The organism is Agromyces sp. H17E-10, from assembly GCF_022919715.1.
In the GTDB taxonomy this organism is placed as follows: domain Bacteria; phylum Actinomycetota; class Actinomycetes; order Actinomycetales; family Microbacteriaceae; genus Agromyces.
This window is the reverse complement of sequence record NZ_CP095042.1, coordinates 2658791-2675789: the sequence shown is the minus strand read 5'-3', so window position 1 is coordinate 2675789 and position 16999 is coordinate 2658791. Positions and strand designations below refer to the sequence as shown.

The 16999-nt window shown below is 69.9% G+C and carries 19 protein-coding genes; 6 read left to right on the top strand and 13 right to left on the bottom strand.

What is annotated here, in order from left to right; genetic code table 11:
• Positions 1 to 13 precede the first annotated feature (13 nt).
• Positions 14 to 577, bottom strand: coding sequence for a GIY-YIG nuclease family protein (locus tag MUN74_RS12115; protein ID WP_244852466.1), 564 nt, complete (start codon positions 575 to 577; stop codon positions 14 to 16).
• 154 nt (positions 578 to 731) lie between these two features.
• A complete protein-coding gene (locus tag MUN74_RS12110) occupies positions 732 to 2057 on the bottom strand; it encodes an FAD-binding oxidoreductase (protein ID WP_244852465.1) in 1326 nt (441 codons plus the stop codon).
• Positions 2058 to 2186: 129 nt separating this feature from the next.
• On the opposite strand from MUN74_RS12110, the gene MUN74_RS12105 reads away from it, so the two are divergent.
• A complete protein-coding gene (locus MUN74_RS12105; RefSeq protein WP_244852463.1) occupies positions 2187 to 2372 on the top strand; it encodes a hypothetical protein in 186 nt (61 codons plus the stop codon).
• A gap of 339 nt (positions 2373 to 2711) precedes the next feature.
• The gene (locus MUN74_RS12100; RefSeq protein ID WP_244852461.1) at positions 2712 to 3365 is read left to right on the top strand and encodes a flavin reductase family protein; all 654 of its coding nucleotides are present in this window, start codon (positions 2712 to 2714) and stop codon (positions 3363 to 3365) included.
• A 24-nt stretch (positions 3366 to 3389) separates the two neighbouring features.
• On the opposite strand, the gene MUN74_RS12095 is transcribed toward MUN74_RS12100, so the two are convergent.
• A complete protein-coding gene (locus tag MUN74_RS12095) occupies positions 3390 to 4325 on the bottom strand; it encodes a DMT family transporter (RefSeq protein WP_244852459.1) in 936 nt (311 codons plus the stop codon).
• 110 nt (positions 4326 to 4435) lie between these two features.
• Entirely contained in the window at positions 4436 to 5050 is a 615-nt protein-coding gene (locus tag MUN74_RS12090; RefSeq protein ID WP_244852457.1) for a GIY-YIG nuclease family protein, read from the bottom strand.
• A gap of 187 nt (positions 5051 to 5237) precedes the next feature.
• Between MUN74_RS12090 and MUN74_RS12085 the strand changes: the two genes are divergently transcribed.
• Positions 5238 to 5801: a DUF1643 domain-containing protein gene (locus MUN74_RS12085; RefSeq protein WP_244852456.1), complete on the top strand. Its 564-nt coding sequence runs from the start codon at positions 5238 to 5240 to the stop codon at positions 5799 to 5801.
• 152 nt (positions 5802 to 5953) lie between these two features.
• Positions 5954 to 6763, top strand: a complete 810-nt coding sequence (locus MUN74_RS12080; protein WP_244852455.1) for a nuclease-related domain-containing protein — start codon at positions 5954 to 5956, stop codon at positions 6761 to 6763.
• 507 nt (positions 6764 to 7270) lie between these two features.
• Here the strand turns inward: MUN74_RS12080 and MUN74_RS12075 are convergent.
• The 5 genes from MUN74_RS12075 to MUN74_RS12055 all read right to left on the bottom strand — a co-directional run bounded on the left by MUN74_RS12075 (position 7271) and on the right by MUN74_RS12055 (position 10473).
• Positions 7271 to 7621 carry a hypothetical protein gene (locus tag MUN74_RS12075; protein ID WP_244856439.1) on the bottom strand — a complete coding sequence of 117 codons (351 nt, stop codon included), beginning with the start codon at positions 7619 to 7621 and terminating at the stop codon, positions 7271 to 7273.
• Between the two features lie 119 nt (positions 7622 to 7740).
• On the bottom strand, positions 7741 to 7941 hold the full coding sequence (locus tag MUN74_RS12070; RefSeq protein ID WP_244852454.1) for a hypothetical protein: 201 nt from the start codon (positions 7939 to 7941) through the stop codon (positions 7741 to 7743).
• A 152-nt stretch (positions 7942 to 8093) separates the two neighbouring features.
• The gene (locus tag MUN74_RS12065; RefSeq protein ID WP_244852453.1) at positions 8094 to 8522 is read right to left on the bottom strand and encodes an Hsp20/alpha crystallin family protein; all 429 of its coding nucleotides are present in this window, start codon (positions 8520 to 8522) and stop codon (positions 8094 to 8096) included.
• Positions 8523 to 8759: 237 nt separating this feature from the next.
• On the bottom strand, positions 8760 to 9137 hold the full coding sequence (locus MUN74_RS12060) for a hypothetical protein (protein WP_244852452.1): 378 nt from the start codon (positions 9135 to 9137) through the stop codon (positions 8760 to 8762).
• Between the two features lie 142 nt (positions 9138 to 9279).
• Complete coding sequence (locus MUN74_RS12055) at positions 9280 to 10473, bottom strand: hypothetical protein (protein ID WP_244852450.1); 1194 nt, start codon at positions 10471 to 10473, stop codon at positions 9280 to 9282.
• A gap of 274 nt (positions 10474 to 10747) precedes the next feature.
• Here MUN74_RS12055 and MUN74_RS12050 point away from each other — a divergent pair, with 274 nt between their 5' ends.
• Complete coding sequence (locus tag MUN74_RS12050; protein ID WP_244852448.1) at positions 10748 to 11083, top strand: putative antibiotic biosynthesis monooxygenase; 336 nt, start codon at positions 10748 to 10750, stop codon at positions 11081 to 11083.
• A gap of 55 nt (positions 11084 to 11138) precedes the next feature.
• On the opposite strand, the gene MUN74_RS12045 is transcribed toward MUN74_RS12050, so the two are convergent.
• The 3 genes from MUN74_RS12045 to MUN74_RS12035 all read right to left on the bottom strand — a co-directional run bounded on the left by MUN74_RS12045 (position 11139) and on the right by MUN74_RS12035 (position 13487).
• Positions 11139 to 11603 (bottom strand): pyridoxamine 5'-phosphate oxidase family protein, encoded by a 465-nt coding sequence (locus MUN74_RS12045; protein ID WP_244852446.1) that lies wholly within the window; start codon positions 11601 to 11603, stop codon positions 11139 to 11141.
• Positions 11604 to 11709: 106 nt separating this feature from the next.
• On the bottom strand, positions 11710 to 13020 hold the full coding sequence (locus MUN74_RS12040) for an MFS transporter (RefSeq protein WP_244852445.1): 1311 nt from the start codon (positions 13018 to 13020) through the stop codon (positions 11710 to 11712).
• A 206-nt stretch (positions 13021 to 13226) separates the two neighbouring features.
• On the bottom strand, positions 13227 to 13487 hold the full coding sequence (locus MUN74_RS12035; protein WP_244852443.1) for a hypothetical protein: 261 nt from the start codon (positions 13485 to 13487) through the stop codon (positions 13227 to 13229).
• A gap of 162 nt (positions 13488 to 13649) precedes the next feature.
• On the opposite strand from MUN74_RS12035, the gene MUN74_RS12030 reads away from it, so the two are divergent.
• A complete protein-coding gene (locus MUN74_RS12030; protein ID WP_244852441.1) occupies positions 13650 to 16583 on the top strand; it encodes an ATP-binding protein in 2934 nt (977 codons plus the stop codon).
• A gap of 9 nt (positions 16584 to 16592) precedes the next feature.
• On the opposite strand, the gene MUN74_RS12025 is transcribed toward MUN74_RS12030, so the two are convergent.
• Positions 16593 to 16871, bottom strand: coding sequence for a nickel-binding protein (locus MUN74_RS12025; protein ID WP_244852439.1), 279 nt, complete (start codon positions 16869 to 16871; stop codon positions 16593 to 16595).
• Between the last annotated feature and the right edge of the window lie 128 nt (positions 16872 to 16999).

Here is a 16999-nt window from a genome sequence, read left to right as displayed (position 1 = left end):
GCCGCCCGCGGCCTCAGAGGATGTTGTACTCCGGCTTGTACTCCGACCAGAGTGCGTCCTTCAGAGACCTGCTCTCGTCGGCATCGCTGCAGATGATCCACGCGACCTCGAGCTCGGCCATGACCTCGTTCACCTCATCGACCATCGACTGGAGCAGCACGCTCGGCCGCTGACGCGCAGTCCACCGACTGATGCCGAGGACGTCGACGGCGACGCTCGCGCGGAGTGTGCTGGAACTGAGGTCGGTACCCGTCGCCAGGTGTTGGCGCATTCGCCCACGGAGCCCGGTCTTTCCTGCACCGGTGCCCACGTAGACCGGTCGACCGTCTTCGAAGAACACGAGAACACCGGGTTCACGGGGCACGCCGGTCGCGAGAAGACCACGCATCCGCCGGCGAGGAGCGGTCATCGCGCGCTCCCAGACGCGGCCGCTGCGCCACGGCGAATCCTGCTCGACACCGCTCTCGCGATCGAGTGCCGAGAGGATGCTGACGAGCTCCTGCATGTCTTCAGCCCCGTAGGTATGCCGGTCGCTGTCGGTGAGCCCGTAGACCCGCCCGTAGTACTCGTCGTTCACCCTGCGAACGCTATCCAGCCTCGGTGTGCTCGCGCAGGCCCCCGTTCTGGGTATCGCACCGTCGGCGGCGTGGTCATGTGGTCATGTGATCGGCTGACCGGTGGCGATGTGGGTATGTGGTCGCCCCGCTCGAAGCGAACCTCCGCCGGTGACGTCATGCCTGACGGTCAGAGAGGCTGGGCTCAGCCGACGGCACGATGTTCTGATTCAGATGGAACACGTTCGCCGGGTCGTACGCATCCTTCACCGCCGTGAGCCGCGCGAGGTGCTCGGGCGCGTACGCGCGCCGCACGCCCGCGGCTCCTTCGTCGGCGAGCGCGTTGACGTACGCGCCACTCGCGAACCGCTCGAGCGGCGCGGCATACCGACGTGCGCCCGCGATCCGGCGCTCATCATCAAAAGCGTCGACCCACTTCGATGCGCACACGAACTCGAACGCCGTGTCGCGCCGCGAGAACGCCGTCTCCCCCGGAGCGACATCCGCGATCGCCCCGCCGTACGCCTGCAGGCTCACGTTCGGCAACTCGTCGCCGTCGCGCGCGAGCACCGCGTCGATCACCTCGTCAGTGAGATCGCTGAAGTAGTGGCCCTTCCAGTACCGGCGCCACTCGTGCGCCTCGTCGTCGTCTTCGCGGGTCTGCAGCTCGAGGTACGTCATCGGCACGATCACGCGCTCGAAGCCGTCGTCGACCTCGGCGAGGCTCGTCGCGAGCGCGGCCGCAGCGGCCTCACCGTCGACCGGGTCGCCGACCCAGACGAATCCGAGCGACAGCGTGCCGTCGGAGATCGTCGCGTTGTAGGTCGCGCGACGGTCGGCCGCGGCGCTCTCGTCGCGCCAGCGGCGCATGGCTTCGGCACCGGATGCCACGGGGTAGAGGTACTCGACCGAGAGCACGTCGCCCGGCTCGGGGTGCAGGGCGAGCTCGAACTCCGTGACCACCCCGAAGTTGCCGCCGCCCCCGCGGAGCGCCCAGAACAAGTCGGGGTGCGAGTCGCGGTCGACGCGGAGGATCTCTCCGTCGGCGGTCACGACCTCGAACGAGACGACGTTGTCGCACGTGAGTCCGCGCTGGCGGGCGAGCCAGCCCATCCCTCCGCCGAGCGCCAGCCCGCCGACACCGGTGTGCGAGACGTTGCCCGCGGTCGTCGCGAGTCCGTGCGCCTGCGCCGCGCGATCGAGCGCACCCAGCAGCGCACCGCCTTGTACCCGGGCTCGTCGCGCCGCGGCATCCACCTCGACCGAACCGAGCGGTCGCAAGTCGATCATCACGCCGCCGTCGGGCACGGCGTGGCCGACGATGCTGTGCCCTCCGCAACGCACGCCGATCTCGAGGTCGTTCGCGCGGGCGAAGCGGATCGCGTCGGCGACCTCCTCGGCGCTCGCGCACGCGATGACGTAGCGGGGCCTGCGGTCGACCATCGCGTTCCATACGCGTCGCGCGTCGTCGTAGCCATCGTCGCCTGGTTCGAGTTTCTGCACAGCAACTCCCCCGTCTGCCTCCGGCCGAGAATGCCCCGGTCGGGCGCCGGCGTCAAGACCCGGTCCACAACCAACGGGGTCTGGTCGGGCCGGCGGAGCGCAGACTACGGTGGCGGGAGGGAGGCCACCATGTCATTCGATGGGCAAGACGTCGACCCCGGGTCGGAGACCGACCTCGCGATTCAGCGGGCACTCGAGGGCGCGAACCTGCGCGCCGGCGATGCGCTCGGCGGCACGAGTGCTGCGGTGATCGAGGATTGGGAGCCGTCGGCCGCCGAGGCGGGCGACATCGGCGACTCGGCCGACGGCGACTGAGGGCGGGAAGTACCGGCCGCGCACCGATGCACATCACTGCAGAACGCATCGAAGATCGTGCAGAACTTGGGACTGGTGCCCGGCCGTTCAAGGAGGTGGCGTCGATGGGGCACTGGTGGTGGCGTTGATGAGCAGCGGAGTTCCTCGGGCGGACTGATCCGGGGATGATCCGAATTCACCACGAGGGTAGGGCGGGATGAACCGCCCTACCCTCGATTCGTTCGGGGTCGAGGATCATCAGGGCTGCCAACGCTGTGACGTGGTCTCGGCACAGCGACCGCGCACGCTTGCGTCGACACATCGGTGCTGAGCGAAAGAGTTCGCCCGTATCGTCGTTCGGTGACTCCTTCGCTCCAGACCGACCCAGCGACCGACACCCGCGGCTTCATGGCCATCGAGCCGAGCATCCTGTACTTCGGAACACCGGTCGTGCTGATCACGACCATGAACTCGGACGGAACGCCCAACCTCGCACCGATCTCATCAGCGTGGGCGCTCGGCCACACGCTCGTGCTCGGAGTCGGCTCCGACGGACAGACAGCCGCAAATCTCCGCGAGCGGCCCGAGCTCGTCGTGAACGTGCCATCGCCGGGAATGTGGGAGCACGTCGAACGGCTCGCACCACTGACCGGCCGTTTTCCGGTGCCGGCGACCAAGCCCACGGGCATGCGGTTCGAGGCTGACAAGTTCACTGCTGCAGGCCTGACGTCGATGCCGTCGGCGACGGTCGCTCCGCCGCGGGTGACCGAGTGCCCGCTGCACCTGGAGGGCGCCGCGGTCAGCATCACCCCGGGGGTCGCGGGAGGGTTCGTGATCGTCGAAGTCGCCGTGAGCATGGTGCACGCCGCATCCGAGATCGTGGTCCACGGAACGAACCACATCGACCCGGGCGCGTGGAGCCCCCTGATCTACAACTTCCGCCACTACTTCGGGCTCGGCGGACAGTTGGGCCACTCCTACCGTTCCGACACCCCTGCCTCCATGCACAGGTGAGCCACACGCCGGTCAGGGGGCCCATCAGAGCTCACCGCGACCCCGGGATACGGGTGCATCCGAGACTTCGGGTGCGACATCCGTTGTCGGGTCGGCAGGGGTCGCGCGATGCCGCGTGACGAGATACGACCCGAGCAGCACGAGCGCGAAGCCGACGATCGTCCAGACGGTGACGCGCTCCCCCAGCACGACGACGCCGGCGATGATCGCCACGGCCGGGTTCACGTAGGTGATCGTGGTCGCCTTGACCGGGCCGATCTCGGCGATGAGGCCGACCATGAGCAAGAAGGCGAGCGCGCTGCAGACGACGGCGAGCACGACGACGGCGACGATGACCTGGGTCGACGGCCACGCCGTCGGCACGCCGCCGGTCGCGAGCACGAACGGGACGTACATGACGGCGGTCGCGCCGAGCGAGACGGCCACGATGCCGATGCCGGGTAGGTCGGGCATCCACCGCGCGAGGATCGCGGGGCCGAGCGCGTAGCCGACGACGACCACGGCCATCTGGGCGACGGCGAACAGGTCGGACCCCGCGACATCCAGCCCGACGAGCGCAGCGACACCGAGCATGCCGAGCGCGATGCCGGCCCAGTTGGTGCCCGAGAGCCGCGCAGGCCGCCCCATGAGGAACGCGATGCCCACGCCCGCGAGCGGCACCGCAGCGAGCAGCAGCCCGGCGGTCGAGCTCGGCAGGCTCTGCTCGGCCGAGCTCAGGAAGTACCACGGCAGCACGATCTCGACGAGGGTGTACGCGAGCATCGGCTTCCACCGCCGCAGCACCGGCCCGACCTCGTGCCGGAAGCGCGCGAGCGGCAGCAGCAGGATCGCCGCGAGCGCCGACCGCGCGAGCACCACCATGCCCGGGTCGAGCTCTGCCACGGCGACCTTGATGAACAGATATGGGATGCCCCACGCGATGCCGAGCGCGATGAAGAGGAACAGCCCACGACGAGTCACTTGGACATTCTGCCGCTGACGTCCGACATCGGCACGGGGTCGCGGCTGTCGAACAGCCGCGATATCGCGCCAACGGTCCGTGTATTAGAGAGCCGCCTCGGAGCTCCGGGCTACGTGAGCGCGGCCGCCTCATCGGTCGGGCGCCATGCCGCGGCTTCGCGAGCCAGGTGCGCACGAGCTGCCTTCAGACGCGGGGACGGCCGTTCTACGTCGGTCAGATTGAGCGGCGGCTGGAAGCGGAAGATAACTGCGCGTTCGAACGGTCGAACCGGCAAATTCGCTGGGGAAGCCCACCACGAGAGGGTCAACCTCTCATGCATCCACTCGCTCAAGCGAGCGTCGGACACGGGCTCGAGGCCGAAGCTCGCGAAATGGGCGGGCTTCGCTGGGTTTCGCGGTATCGCGCGAAGGCTCAACTCGTCATGCAGGAGCGCGGCGAACGAGCGACGGACAGTCGATGAACCGGTCTTCCCGGCTTCGAAGTGCGTGCGCACATCGCGGGAGCGGAGACTTCGCTCTGCCTTGCCCACATAGAGCGGGCCGTCAGACGATTCCAGTCCGAGAAGGAGCCACACTGAGGCATCCGCGTGGAACGCGTACAGGCCTGGGAGGTCGGGGACGGATGTGCGTAGGACGTCGATTTGTTCACCCCGCCTCGCGAGCATCTCGGCTGCCTCGTTCACGGCGTCTTCGTCGATGTCGAGATTCTCGCCCCTGCGCGGCATCCAACGCCCCTCCCCTTGGTACGGATACGAGCGTACGAAGAAGCCCCGGGCTCGTCAGCCACTTGCGCCGAGTTGCGCCCCGGAATGGGGGCGACCGGTCTCCACTCAACCTCGGGTCGCCACCGATTTGCATCCTGCCCGCTTCGGTACTGGGTGGCACGTCCGAGGCGTCCGGTACCTTCGCAGCGTGGATGAGTTGATCGCAAGCCCTGACATCCCGGCAGTTGACCAAGAGTGGATTTACGAGCATGCTGCTGACGGTTCAGCGAGGTTCGTACTCGGAACCGTGGGCTCCAACCCGCTGGTCTGTTTCGGGATCAACCCCAGCACCGCGGTACCGAACGCGCCTGACCGCACCATCTCGCGGGTGAGCAGCTTCGCGGCGCACAACGGCTTTGACAGCTGGACGATGCTCAACGTGTACCCACAGATCGCGACGGACCCGAAGGACCTCGACCGGGTGTATCGCCCAGACCTCAAGGCTGAGAACGATCGCCAGATCACCAGATTCATCGACGGCCGGCCGCTGACTCTGCTGGCGGCATGGGGCGGGCTGATCGAATCCCGGCCCTATCTCCAGCCGATGCTCCTCGACATCCTTCAGCTGACGGCGTCCGCAGGCTGCGACTGGATGTCACTTGGACAACCCACGAAGCGTGGGCACCCTCGCCATCCTCTCTACATGCGAGGCGACACGCCACTTGAGTCCTTCGACACGGGCCGCTATCTCAGCAGCTCCCCGCAGCCGTAGCGAGCTGGCCCCTTCCGTTGGCCGTTGTGTGCCACACGGCAGGTGTGTTTCACACGCGAACGGGGGCTCACGAACACGTGACGCCGCCCAATACGGTCGAATTCAAGCGTTCGCCAGCCGAGCGACCGCGCGACGGGGAGGGCGAACTCATCATGACTTCCACCGCGCCTGTCTCGCTCGCCGCACGTCAGCCCGCGGCATCCGTGATCACCGAGTGCCTTCGGGCGCAATCGAACGCAACGCCGCGATCGGCGGGAGCACGCCTGTTCGGACGCACCCCGCTGAGCGCGGACTCGGAGCCCTGGTACCTCGGTGCGCTCGGCGAGCTCGAGGTCGCCCGCCGGCTCGATGCGCTCGGGCCCGACTGGCGCGTGTTCCACTCGGTGCCGATCGGCCGCGGATCGAGTGACATCGACCACGTCGTGATCGGCCCGCCCGGCGTCTTCACGATCAATGCGAAGCACCACGAGGGCCGAGACATCTGGCTCGGCGCGAAGCGACTGCTCGTCAGCGGACAGCGCACCGATCACCTGCGCAACGCCGGCTTCGAGGCGAAGCGGGCATCGCAGCGGCTGTCGGTCGCGGTGCGCGCACTCGTCGATGTCACGCCGATCATCGCGATCGTCGGAGCCCGCAAGATCATCGTGCGCGAACGACCGACGACCGTCGTCGTGCTGCGCGAGCGCGAGTTGGTCAAGTGGCTGGGTTCGCGGCCGGCGACGGTTCCGCCCGGTGAGATCGAGCGGCTCGCGGATGCCGCGGCCCGACCGTCGACGTGGCATGAGGCGCCGACGCTCGACGTAGCCGATGTCGCCGCGTTCGAGCGGCTGCGGCGCGAGGTCGACGGCGCGCGCGGGCGTCGGCGGTGGTGGGCGGTCGGCGGCCTGCTCGCGATGTTTGCGGCGTTGCCCATCGCGGCGGTCGCGGCGTGGACGTCGGTGATGTCGGCGTTGATGCCCTGACGTTCGTCGGCCTGCCGGGTGATTGGCGACCGGCGACAGAGTGACCCTCGGAGAGGGGTCTTTACGAAATCACCTCACAATCGAAGACTTTCGCACATGCGCCAGAGGGCGCATCCGCAAAGGAGCGCATATGAGAGTGTCACCGTATTACTCGATCAACCCGTCTGACCCGGACGTTCACCACAATCAGAGCGAATGTCCTAGCGGCCAGCAGATCCCCGGGTACAACAAGCGTCAGGGGACTGGTGGTCACCCGCTCTGCAAGCACTGCGCGTCGATGTGAACCGCGGAGCGTCGGCGGTCTGCTCGTGGCGTGGACCGTCGGCGCTCCCACTACCGTGTACGAACCAGGGCGTGAGGGGTCAGCGTCACCTTGACGAGGTGCAAGTCCGCTGCTGGCGAGACACGGAGCCGCCATCGACCGACGGCCCGAGGCGGCGGCCGGCCAGCACATCCGCGCCACAGCACCCGGGCTCCCGCCACTCATGGGGCCGCCTTCAAGCCAGTTCACTCCCCGTAGATGAACCGCTCCGCGTGCGCGACCGCCTTCTGGAACGAGTCGTTGCGCAGGGTCACTTCGTCGCCCACCCGCCCCGATGCGGATTCGATGTAACTGGTCAGACCCGGTGGCCGGAGCACCCAGATCCCGCCGCTCGGCGGAAGGTAGAAGACCGCGAACGAACGGGTCGTCGGGTCGTCCTCCCAGACTGGTACCACCGCGACGGCGGCCCCCGTGTCGACGTTGATCCATTGGGCGCGGGGCCGGGGTTGCTCCGCGTCGTAGACGCTCGGATCGAGGAACGGCGCCGTGCCCTCGCCCCACTTCTCCTCGAACCGCTCGTGGAACACGGGGAACATCGTGTGATCGTATCGACGCCAGCCCGCACCGCTCTGGTTCACGATTCTCTCCTCTGGTCGTCGAGCAGACACACCCGGGAGCGGGGTGCACCGCACACCCGCATCCCGGATGCGACTGCTCAATGCCGCCGGCAGCTCACAGTCCGCCACCCCTGCGGAACCCGCGCCTTCGCCACCGCGAGCGCGTGCTCCTCGCTGACGCCTTCGCCCTCGAGGACGAGCGCGTCGCCGGTCGGCGGGTTCGTCGCGATGATCGACACCTTGACTGTGTCGACCGTCGACGTACGCCGGCCACGGAGTCGGGTCAGCGGTGCGGGCACGCTCGCACGATTCGGCGATGCGACGTCGGAAACGGCAATCCCTTGCATCATCAGCTCCCTGTCGGGGGCCGGCCACCGGGCCCGGCGGACGACGGCCGTTCGCAGCCGAACGCGCCACGAACACCGGGCACCGGATGGCCGCCCGGTGCGATCTACTTCGCAGTGACTTGCTTGTCGGCGTGCGGCGTCGACGTGACCGCGATCTTGCGCGGCTTCGCCATCTCGCTGATCGGGATGATCACGCTCAGCACCCCGTTGTCGTAGTGGGCGCTGATCTGCGTGGTGTCGAGCCCGTCACCCAGGGTGATCCGACGCTGGAACGACCCGCTCGGGCGCTCGCGAACGAGCCACTCGGTGCCGCTCTCCGAACGCAGGGTGCGCTCCGCCCGGATCGTCAGCAGCTGCCCGTCGACATCGACGTCGACCGACCCCGGATCGACACCGGGAAGGTCGGCTGCCAGAACGTAGTGATCTCCGTCGCGGTGCAGATCGATGGGCATCACCCGCGGCCCCTGCGTCGCGTCGCGCATGGACTCGGCGAGGCGGTCGATCTCCCGGAACGGATCCCAGTACATGGCCATTGGTCTCGTCTCCTTCCAGTTCACCATTGACCTGAGTGAGTCATCCTCACCCGCCTACCAGATTAGCACTCTCGGCACGCGAGTGCTAAGTGCGAAGAGCGTGCTGCGAGCCGCCGGATCGTGTCGCTCGCCTACGGAATTCACGAGTGCGGGGCATCCGTCATCGCGGAGAAGGGTCGAATGGTCGGAACGAGAACGGTAGCGAGTCCGTCGCGAGGCGGGCGACGCAGCGCGCGATTACGCCGGGTCGGCGCCCGAGAGGTCCTCAACCGCTTGCGGCGTCGTTCCCTCGAACAGCACGCCGATTCCGAAGGGGTCGGCCATCTCGAGGCTCGACTCGACGAACCGCAGCATCCAGGACCCGTCAGCCCAGATCACGGCCTCCGGTTCGCCGAACGGCACCTCAGGAGCGTCCAGCTTCACGAGTTCGGACTGCCCGAGGGCGAACTCCGGCTCACGCAGCCGTTCGCGCAGATACTCGCCGGCGAGCTCGGCGAACTCGCCGAACCGAGTTCCGACTGTCGCTGCAAGCTCAATCACCGCCGGCTCCGGCACACCGGCCGGCTCGATGACCAGGCTCACAGCTCCGCCGTCACCAACCGCGTCGACGCCCATGACCGAGGTCCAACACGCGATCGAGTCGTCCGAATCAACACGGGAGAAGGCTGCCCCACCGTGACGAGGCGCTCCGGAAGGTCATCCACGAGCCCAGTCAATCACGGCCGCGTACGGGAGCCGCCCACGGTGTGCGCTGCAGTCAGTCGAGCATGGCGCTCCGCCGCCCGGCATCCTGCAAGCGGGCCGCGCGGATGTCGCGCCGGGCCAGGTGCAGGGCTTCGCCGGCGAGGTCGGCGACGTGCTGCGCCATGGCGATCACGTGCGCTCGGTGGTCTTCGTCGGCCAGGGTGACCCGCGCGGTCGAACTGCCGAGGTAGTGGCCGAGATCGATCCGGACGCGCTCTGACTGGGCCAGCTGCGCCAGGGCCTCGGGGCCGATCCAACCCGGGTGGCCGACGATCGTGTCGCGCACCAGCTCGAGCTGCTGGTCGGCGTCGTAGACAGCGTGGCGTACGTGCTCGGGCGACGAGGCGGGGTGCGTCGCACGCTCGCGGACGGCTGCGATCGCGGCATCCAGTGCGTCGTTCGCGGCGTGCAGCCGAGCGAGGCAGGCGAGCGGGTCGGTGTTCACGCCGGCCGCCGGCAGATCGGCGAGGGCTGACTTGAGCTCGGCGATCGCGCCTGCGACGCCGCGCGACTGCGGCTCGTGCTGTGCGGCGGCGAGGTGCCGACGAGACTGCTCGACGAGCGCCGCGAGCTTGGACTCGGCGTGCAGTGCCTCGACCTCGTAGGTCTCGACCGCATCGAGCGCGGCCGCTGCTCGGTGTACCGCTTCGGTCGCGGCCTCGAGCGCGAGGTTCGCCTGCTCGCGCAGACCAGCCGCCCGCCGCCGCTCGGCCACGCGCGCGCTGTGCTCGGCGAAGTCGAGCAACCGTTCGGCCTCGACGGGGTTGACCGCGACCTCGGCGAGCGCCTCGCTCGAGTAGCGGGCGGCCAGGTGTTCGATGATGTCGCGGGTTTGCGGTATCCGCGAGCGAATGCTGGCGGCATCCGATCGGACGCCGGCGATGGCCTCGGGTGCGCGCCGCGCCAGTGTCAGCCGGCGCGCGAGGGTGGCGGACTGCTCGTCCATCCTGCTCATCGCCGACGCGCACAGTTCGACGATGCGCGCGTCGCGGGCCCGCACCTCGTCGGGCGTGCCGCGCACGACGTCGTGATTCGCCCGGTTCACCCGGAACGCCTCGCCCAGGAGTTCACGGCCGACGACGATCGCCTGGCTCAAGCCCTCGGTCGAGTCCGATCCCAGTTCGGCCTCGGCGAAGGCGAGCTCGTCGACGGCGACGCGGATGCGCTCGTCGCAGGCGAACAGGGCCGATCCAGCCCGCTTCGCCAAGTCTGCGTCGTGGACCTCGAGTTCGTGCGCATCGCGTCTGCGCCTGACCCCGAACCAGGCCATGCTCCATCATAAGATCGCGGTTCGGGGGCCGCCATCGTGCGTTGCGGGGCGGGGGCGCGGGCGCGGGTGCGGGCGGTCGCGAGGTCACGATCGCGCCGCGGCACCCGACCCGCGTTCGGGCCGTAGCGGCGCTCGCGTCGCGGGAGGAGAATGAGACGAGCCGGTCGCGTGCGTCTCGACGCCGAGGCCGCACCCGATCACGGAGCCCGTGATGTCGACCACACCTCCTGAGCACGACGTACCCGCACCCGAGGCCGAAGGCCTCGAGCAACTCGCCCCACCACCGGAGGCGGAATCGCCGCCGGCGCGGCCGAACATCCACGTGTCGGCGTTCATCGTGTGGCTCACGATCTTTCCGCTCGTCGCCATCGTCGGCCTGCTGTCGGAACCGCTCGTGCGGGGCTGGCATCCCGTGCTGCGGGCCTTCGTGATCACGCTGATCGTCGTGCCGATCGCCTCGTACTGGGTCATGCCGCTGATGTTCAAGGGGTACGCGGCGCTCGAACGGCGGCGGGCGGCGCGGCGGGCGGCGAAGCACGTGGGGTAGGCGGGGCGCGGATGCAACGGCGCTTGCGCCGGCGCCGCGCATGCGCCTATCGCGCCTACAGCAGCGGCACCCGCCGCTCGCGCTCGTCGAGCACGTACACCTGCGACGCCGTCGTGCGGAAGAGACGGAACGGCGCCGAGCCGCTCACGTCGTCAGCGGTCCACCGCTGCAGGCCACGCGCCACGGACTTCGCGTCGTAGACCGCGATCGCCGCCTCGAGCTCCTCATCCGGCACCTCGGCCGCGACCCCCTCGACGTACACCGCGATCGCCTCGCCGACGGCGACCGTCGAGTCGAACACGGCGAGCGCGACCTCGGATCGCTCGGCGAGATTCTGCGAGTGCCGTGTCTCTGGACGCGAGACCCAGAAGAACTCGCGCAGGTCACGCTCGGCGAACCAGACGGGGGTCGCCCAGGGACGTCCCGATGCGTCGGCGGTGGCGATCGTCAGGTAGGACGCGGCGTCGATGACTCGGCGGGCGGCTTCGAGCGGGGCGGCGTTCACATCGTCGGTTGGCATGTTCATGGGTATCAGCTCCCGGGGTGTGCCGGAAGGGTCGGTTCCACGGAGCCGTGGTCTCGATACGGCGCTGCGCGCCTACTCGACCGACGGAGGCCGACGGCGTTCACGCGAACGCCGGCTCCGGCGCGGCATCCTCGACCTCGAGGTCAGCCGGCTCCGCGGTATCCAGCGGGTGCGCGACCTCGTCGCGCCGCATCCGGGCCGCGACGATCGCGACGACCGCGATCACGAGCGGTGCGAGTCCGGCGATGAGGAACACGACGGGCAGCCCGACGAGCTCCCCCGCGGGCCCGGCGATCGCCATCGAGACGGGCATGAACGCGAGCGAGACGAAGAAGTCAAGGCTCGAGACGCGGCCGAGCATCTGCGGCGGAACCCGGCGCTGCAGCAGCGTGCCCCAGATCACGACGCCGCCGTTGAACGCGGCGCCGACGGCGAACGCGGCGAGCGCCATCACCCACACCTGGTCGGTCAGCCCGAAGACGAGCAGCGGCAGGCATCCGAGTCCCCACAGCAGGTTCATGACGGTCAGGTACCGGCGCGGCAGCTTGAGGGATGCGACGATCATCGACCCGACCGCACCGCCGATGCCGAACGCGGCGAGCACGAGCGCGTGGCCCTCGGGGCCGGCGCCCGCGACGTCTTTGATGACGAACGGCACGAGCACCTCGAACGGCCCCATGATGATGAGGATCAGGAGCGACGCGAACGCGAGCGTGCCGAGCAGCCACGGCGTGCGCACCATGTAGGAGAACCCGTCGCGCACGTCGACGAGCAGGGCGACGGCCGGATGCCGCGTCCCGTCCGCCCGCTCGACGCGGAGCGGCTGGTCGGGCACGCGTCGCAGGCACACCGCCGCGACGACCCCCGTGAGGGCGGCGACCGCGAGCGCCGCACCCGGTGATGACACCGCGATGAGCGCACTCGCGAGGGCGGGGCCGCCGGCCTGCATGAGCACCGGACGTGCCATCCCCTCGAAGCCGTTCGCGGCGAGCAGCTCGTCCTCCGACACCACGCTCGGCAGCAGCGCCGAGTACGCCGGGTAGTAGAGGCCGGCCATCACGCCGCCGACGAGCGCGACGGCGACGAGGTGCCAGACCTCGAGGGATCCGGCGAGCGCGAGCACAGCGACCGCGCCGACGCTCGCGGCGCGCACGACCTCGACGGCGATGAGGATGCGACGCTGCGGAACCCGGTCGGCGAGGGCGCCGCCGAGGAGCGTCGTGAGCAGCATCCCGATCGCACTGGCACCGGCGACGAGCGACAGCTCACCTGCCCCGCCGCCGATCGCGACGATCTGCCAGACGAGGGCGACCATCCAGATGCCCGCGCCGATCATCGACGCGACGAGTGCTGTGGCCAGCCAGCGATAGGCCGGGTTGCGAAGGGGGCGAAGGGCCCGCGGTGTCGCCATGATCTTGCTCCTTGCCGTTCGGTGTTCGGATGCTTCGTGAAGCGGTCGTGCGTCGTGCACAGGTGCTTCTACTCATGCGTCGAACGGGGAGCGGCGAGATCGACATCGCGGCCGGCCGGCTTTCGAGACGTCGCCGGCTCCTCCTCGATCGTGCTCCAGCACGACGAACGGATGCCTCGCAGCATCCGTTCGTCGTGCGTGATCGTTCAGTCGGCTTGCTCCTGCAGCCGCTCCCGCTGGTACCAGCCGAGGCTCAGGTCGTCGTCGATCGGGTCCACGGTCGGTGTGCCGCAGAACCCCTTGGGAGCGTGCACCCTGATGTACGAGGGCTGGTTGCACACCTCGGTGGAGACCTTCGGCACGGTCAGCTTCGCCGTACCGTCGCCCGCGGTCGTCAGGCCGCATCCCGAGAGCAGGAGTGCCACGGCCACGACCGGAACCGCGACCGCCATCGCTCGCGTGTTCATGATGATTCCCTTCATTCCGGCGCTTCATCGCGGCCGGCTGAGGCCGACGCTACGGAGCCGGTGCCCGCGCCGCATGACGCGGATCGGTCATCTTGGGCTCGACGTCGGCATGGGCAATTCGGGTCATCGACGCCGACCGGTGCCGGGTCTATCGTGAGGGGCATGCAGGCCTGGTCGATCCCGGCCCTGCCGCCGGGCTGGATGAGCACCGGCGCCCCGCCGTTCGTGGCCCGGCGCGCAGAGCTGCGCGCGCTGCATGCGGCTTACACCGACGTCGAGTCGGGCGCCGGGCGAACGGTCTTCGTGAGCGGCGACCCCGGCACGGGCAAGTCGCGCCTGCTCGGCTCGATCGGCGGCGCGCTGCGCGCGCTCGGCGCGGCCGTGCTGTACGGCGACTGCATCCAGGAGTTCGGCCGGCCGCTCGAACCGTTCGACCACGCGCTCGCACCGCTGCTCGCGGCCCTCGAGGCCGCGGGCGCCGTCGGCGCGGCGGGCTCGGCGAGGTCGGCTGGGTCGGCGGGCTCGGTGGGGTCGGCGGGCGGCGAGCCTGCGCCCGACGAGGATGCCGCGTTCCGCGTCGTGCGCGACCGGTTCGCCGCACGCGAGGGCACCGGCGTTCCGTCGATCGGCCCCGACCGCCTGTTCGACGCCGTCGTCGACGTGCTCGTCGCCGCGTCGCGGACGCGGCCGATCGTCCTCGCCCTCGATGACCTTCACTGGGCGGGCGACGACGCCGTGAAGCTGCTGCTTCGCATCATCGTCGGCACGACCGACGCGCGCGTGCTCGTGATCGCCGCGCTGCGGCCCGCGCCGCCCGATCGGTCCGAGCCGCTGTCAGCGATCATCCGGCACGTCGCCCACCTGCCGTCGGTCGAGCAGGTGTCGCTCAGTCCGTTCACCGCGGCCGATCTCACCGAGTACCTCGAAGCCGGCGGCGTGCCCGCCGACGAAGCGCGGGCCTCGGCGCTCGCCGTCGAGGAGGCGACCGGCGGCAACCCCTTCCTCGTGCGCACGACGTGGCGCCATGTGCTCGAGGCCTGGGCCGCCCACGATCGGCGCGTCGAGGTGCCCGAGTCGGCGTTCGAGCTGCTGCGACCCCGCATCGCGATGCTCACGACCGACGAGCTCGCCGTGCTGCGGGTTGCGGCGCTGCTCGGGCACGAGGTCGATCTCGTCGAACTGCTCGCCGTGAGCGACACGTCGCAGGCCGACGCGCTCGCGGCGATCGACGCGAGCGTTCACGCCGGCCTGCTCGAACCCCCGGCGGGTCCCGCCGACCCGTACGCCTTTCCGCACGCGATCGCCCGGCAGGCCGTGCTCGACGGCTTGACGCCCTCTGAGGCAATGCGCATCCACGCACGGATCGCCCAGACCCTCGAGGCGCAGTTCCCCTCGGCGACGCGCCGCGTGCAGCGCCTCGCCCACCACTACCTGTCGGCGCGCGCCCTCGGCTTCGGCGCGCGCGCCGTCGAATACCTCGTGCGCTCGGCCGAGTCCGCGCGGCTGCGACTGGCGCACGAGGAGGCCGGTCGACTGTTCGAGCAGGCGGCCGACGTGACATCGCGGGCCGACGAACGCGACGCGCTGCGCCTGCGGTCGGCCGAGAGCTGGGAGGACGCCTCCGACTTCGCCCGTGCCCGCGCGCAGTACGAGCGCATGATGGAGGCGTCCGATCCGCGCCAGCGGCTGCGTGCGGCGATCGGCTACGAGGATGCCTCGTGGCGGCCGGGTCTCGGCGGACGACGCAGCCGTGACCTGCTGACCCGCGCGCTGGCGGGAGTGCCCGACGACGATCACGACCCGCTCGTCATCCACGGTCGCGCGAGCCTCGGTCGTGCGATCGCATTCACGGGAGACCTCGCGACGGCCGCGACGACCGGCGACCGGGCGATCGCCCTCGCCCGGGAGCTCGGCGACGAACAGGCGCTCGCCGCCGCGCTCCGCGCACGGGTCTCGCAGACCCTCCGACCCGAGGGCGTGCACGACCGACTCGTCGAGGTCGACGAGCTCGCGCCACTCGTCGAGGGGATGAACAACGACTGGAGCGGCATCTGCGCCATCGCCTCGAGCTGGGGCGGATACGTCATCGGCGACGGCACCCGAATCGACCTCGCCGAGTCGGCGCTCGCCGCGACGGCGGAACGCTGGGGCGCGTACTGGAACTACTGGGCCGAGTGCGCCCGCTTCGGACGCGCGTTCGCCGACGGCCGTCTCGCCGACGCGAACGCCAGCCTGCACCGGCTCGGCGTCATCGAGCAGGGCTTCCTCTCCGACGCGACCCCCGGCGTCGGAGCGGTCCAGGGCTTCATGCTGCGGCGTGAGACCGGCCGGCTCGGCATCGCCGCCGCGACCCTTACGGGCGAGGAGCAGCCGACGCGATCGTGGGCGCCCGGGCTGCTGGCGCTCTACACGGAACTCGACATGTTGGAGCCGAGCCGACGGGTGCTGCGCTGGATGCTCGAACACGACGAACCGGCCGCGCACGTCTCGAGCGACTGGCCGATCCGCCTCATCGCGATGTGCGAGGCCGCTCTGGCCCTCCACGACCGGGATGCCGCGGCGAAACTGCGACCGCTGCTGCACGAGTACTCGGGCTTCAACCTGCTGTCAGGCTTCTACGTCGCACAGTTCGGCCCGGCCGACCGCTATCTCGGCGAACTCGACGCGCTCTGCGCGACCGGTGACCCGGCCGCCCTCTTCGGGCGTGCGATCGCGCTCGCGGAGCAGCTCCAGGCGCCGCTGCACATCGCCTATGCGGAGGCCTCCGCCGCGGCGCACTTCCGCCGCACGGGCGACACCGGCTCGGCCGAGGCGTCGGCCGCACGGGCGCGCACGATCGCCGAGCCGCTCGGGCTCGGGCGGGTGCTGAAACTGCTGCCCGAGGCATCCGCGACAACGAACCTCGGCGGGCTCACGGCTCGCGAGACCGAGGTGCTGCGTCTCGTCGCCGACGGGCTCAGCAACCGCGAGATCGCGGCCGAGCTCGTGATCAGCGAACACACCGCGGCGAACCACGTGCGCAGCATCCTGAGCAAGGTCGGAGCACCGAACCGCACCCGGGCGGCGCGCTTCGCGCGCGAGCAGGGACTCGCGTGAGCCGACGTCCTATTCGACCGCGGCGAACGTGCCGCTCGGCAGCATCCGTCCGTCGACCTCGGTGACCACGTCGGCGGGCAGGCCCGCACGGGCCGCCGCCGCGATGATCGCCGCCACGGACTCCGCCTCGTAGACGCAGTAGGTCTTGCGCCGGTCGACCGACAGGAACGAGTACAGCCAGCGCACCTCCTCCTCGTCGTTGATGAGGTTGAGTGCGTCGAAGGCGCCCAGGGGGGCCGGCACCTGTACCAGCTCCGCGTAGTTCCGCTCGATGATGAAGTAGGGCATCGCAACCCCCAAGCCTTCGCTCGTGTGCACTCGAGGGTACTCCGGGTGCTGATCGGCCGGTAGGCCTGAGGGAGGGGTCCCCCGGCTGCGGCCCGCGCAAGTTCCCCCTGTGCGCGGGCCGCAGCCGA

What these genes read in the sequence shown, in the direction of transcription:
- MUN74_RS12105 (WP_244852463.1), top strand. Translation starts at nt 2,187, where the DNA reads ATGTCATTCGATGGGCAAGACGTCGACCCCGGGTCGGAGACCGACCTC.
- MUN74_RS12090 (WP_244852457.1), bottom strand. Translation starts at nt 5,050, where the DNA reads ATGCCGCGCAGGGGCGAGAATCTCGACATCGACGAAGACGCCGTGAAC.
- MUN74_RS12080 (WP_244852455.1), top strand. Translation starts at nt 5,954, where the DNA reads ATGACTTCCACCGCGCCTGTCTCGCTCGCCGCACGTCAGCCCGCGGCA.
- MUN74_RS12075 (WP_244856439.1), bottom strand. Translation starts at nt 7,621, where the DNA reads ATGTTCCCCGTGTTCCACGAGCGGTTCGAGGAGAAGTGGGGCGAGGGC.
- MUN74_RS12065 (WP_244852453.1), bottom strand. Translation starts at nt 8,522, where the DNA reads ATGGCCATGTACTGGGATCCGTTCCGGGAGATCGACCGCCTCGCCGAG.
- MUN74_RS12060 (WP_244852452.1), bottom strand. Translation starts at nt 9,137, where the DNA reads ATGGGCGTCGACGCGGTTGGTGACGGCGGAGCTGTGAGCCTGGTCATC.
- MUN74_RS12050 (WP_244852448.1), top strand. Translation starts at nt 10,748, where the DNA reads ATGTCGACCACACCTCCTGAGCACGACGTACCCGCACCCGAGGCCGAA.
- MUN74_RS12045 (WP_244852446.1), bottom strand. Translation starts at nt 11,603, where the DNA reads ATGCCAACCGACGATGTGAACGCCGCCCCGCTCGAAGCCGCCCGCCGA.
- MUN74_RS12040 (WP_244852445.1), bottom strand. Translation starts at nt 13,020, where the DNA reads ATGGCGACACCGCGGGCCCTTCGCCCCCTTCGCAACCCGGCCTATCGC.
- MUN74_RS12035 (WP_244852443.1), bottom strand. Translation starts at nt 13,487, where the DNA reads ATGAACACGCGAGCGATGGCGGTCGCGGTTCCGGTCGTGGCCGTGGCA.
- MUN74_RS12030 (WP_244852441.1), top strand. Translation starts at nt 13,650, where the DNA reads ATGCAGGCCTGGTCGATCCCGGCCCTGCCGCCGGGCTGGATGAGCACC.
- MUN74_RS12025 (WP_244852439.1), bottom strand. Translation starts at nt 16,871, where the DNA reads ATGCCCTACTTCATCATCGAGCGGAACTACGCGGAGCTGGTACAGGTG.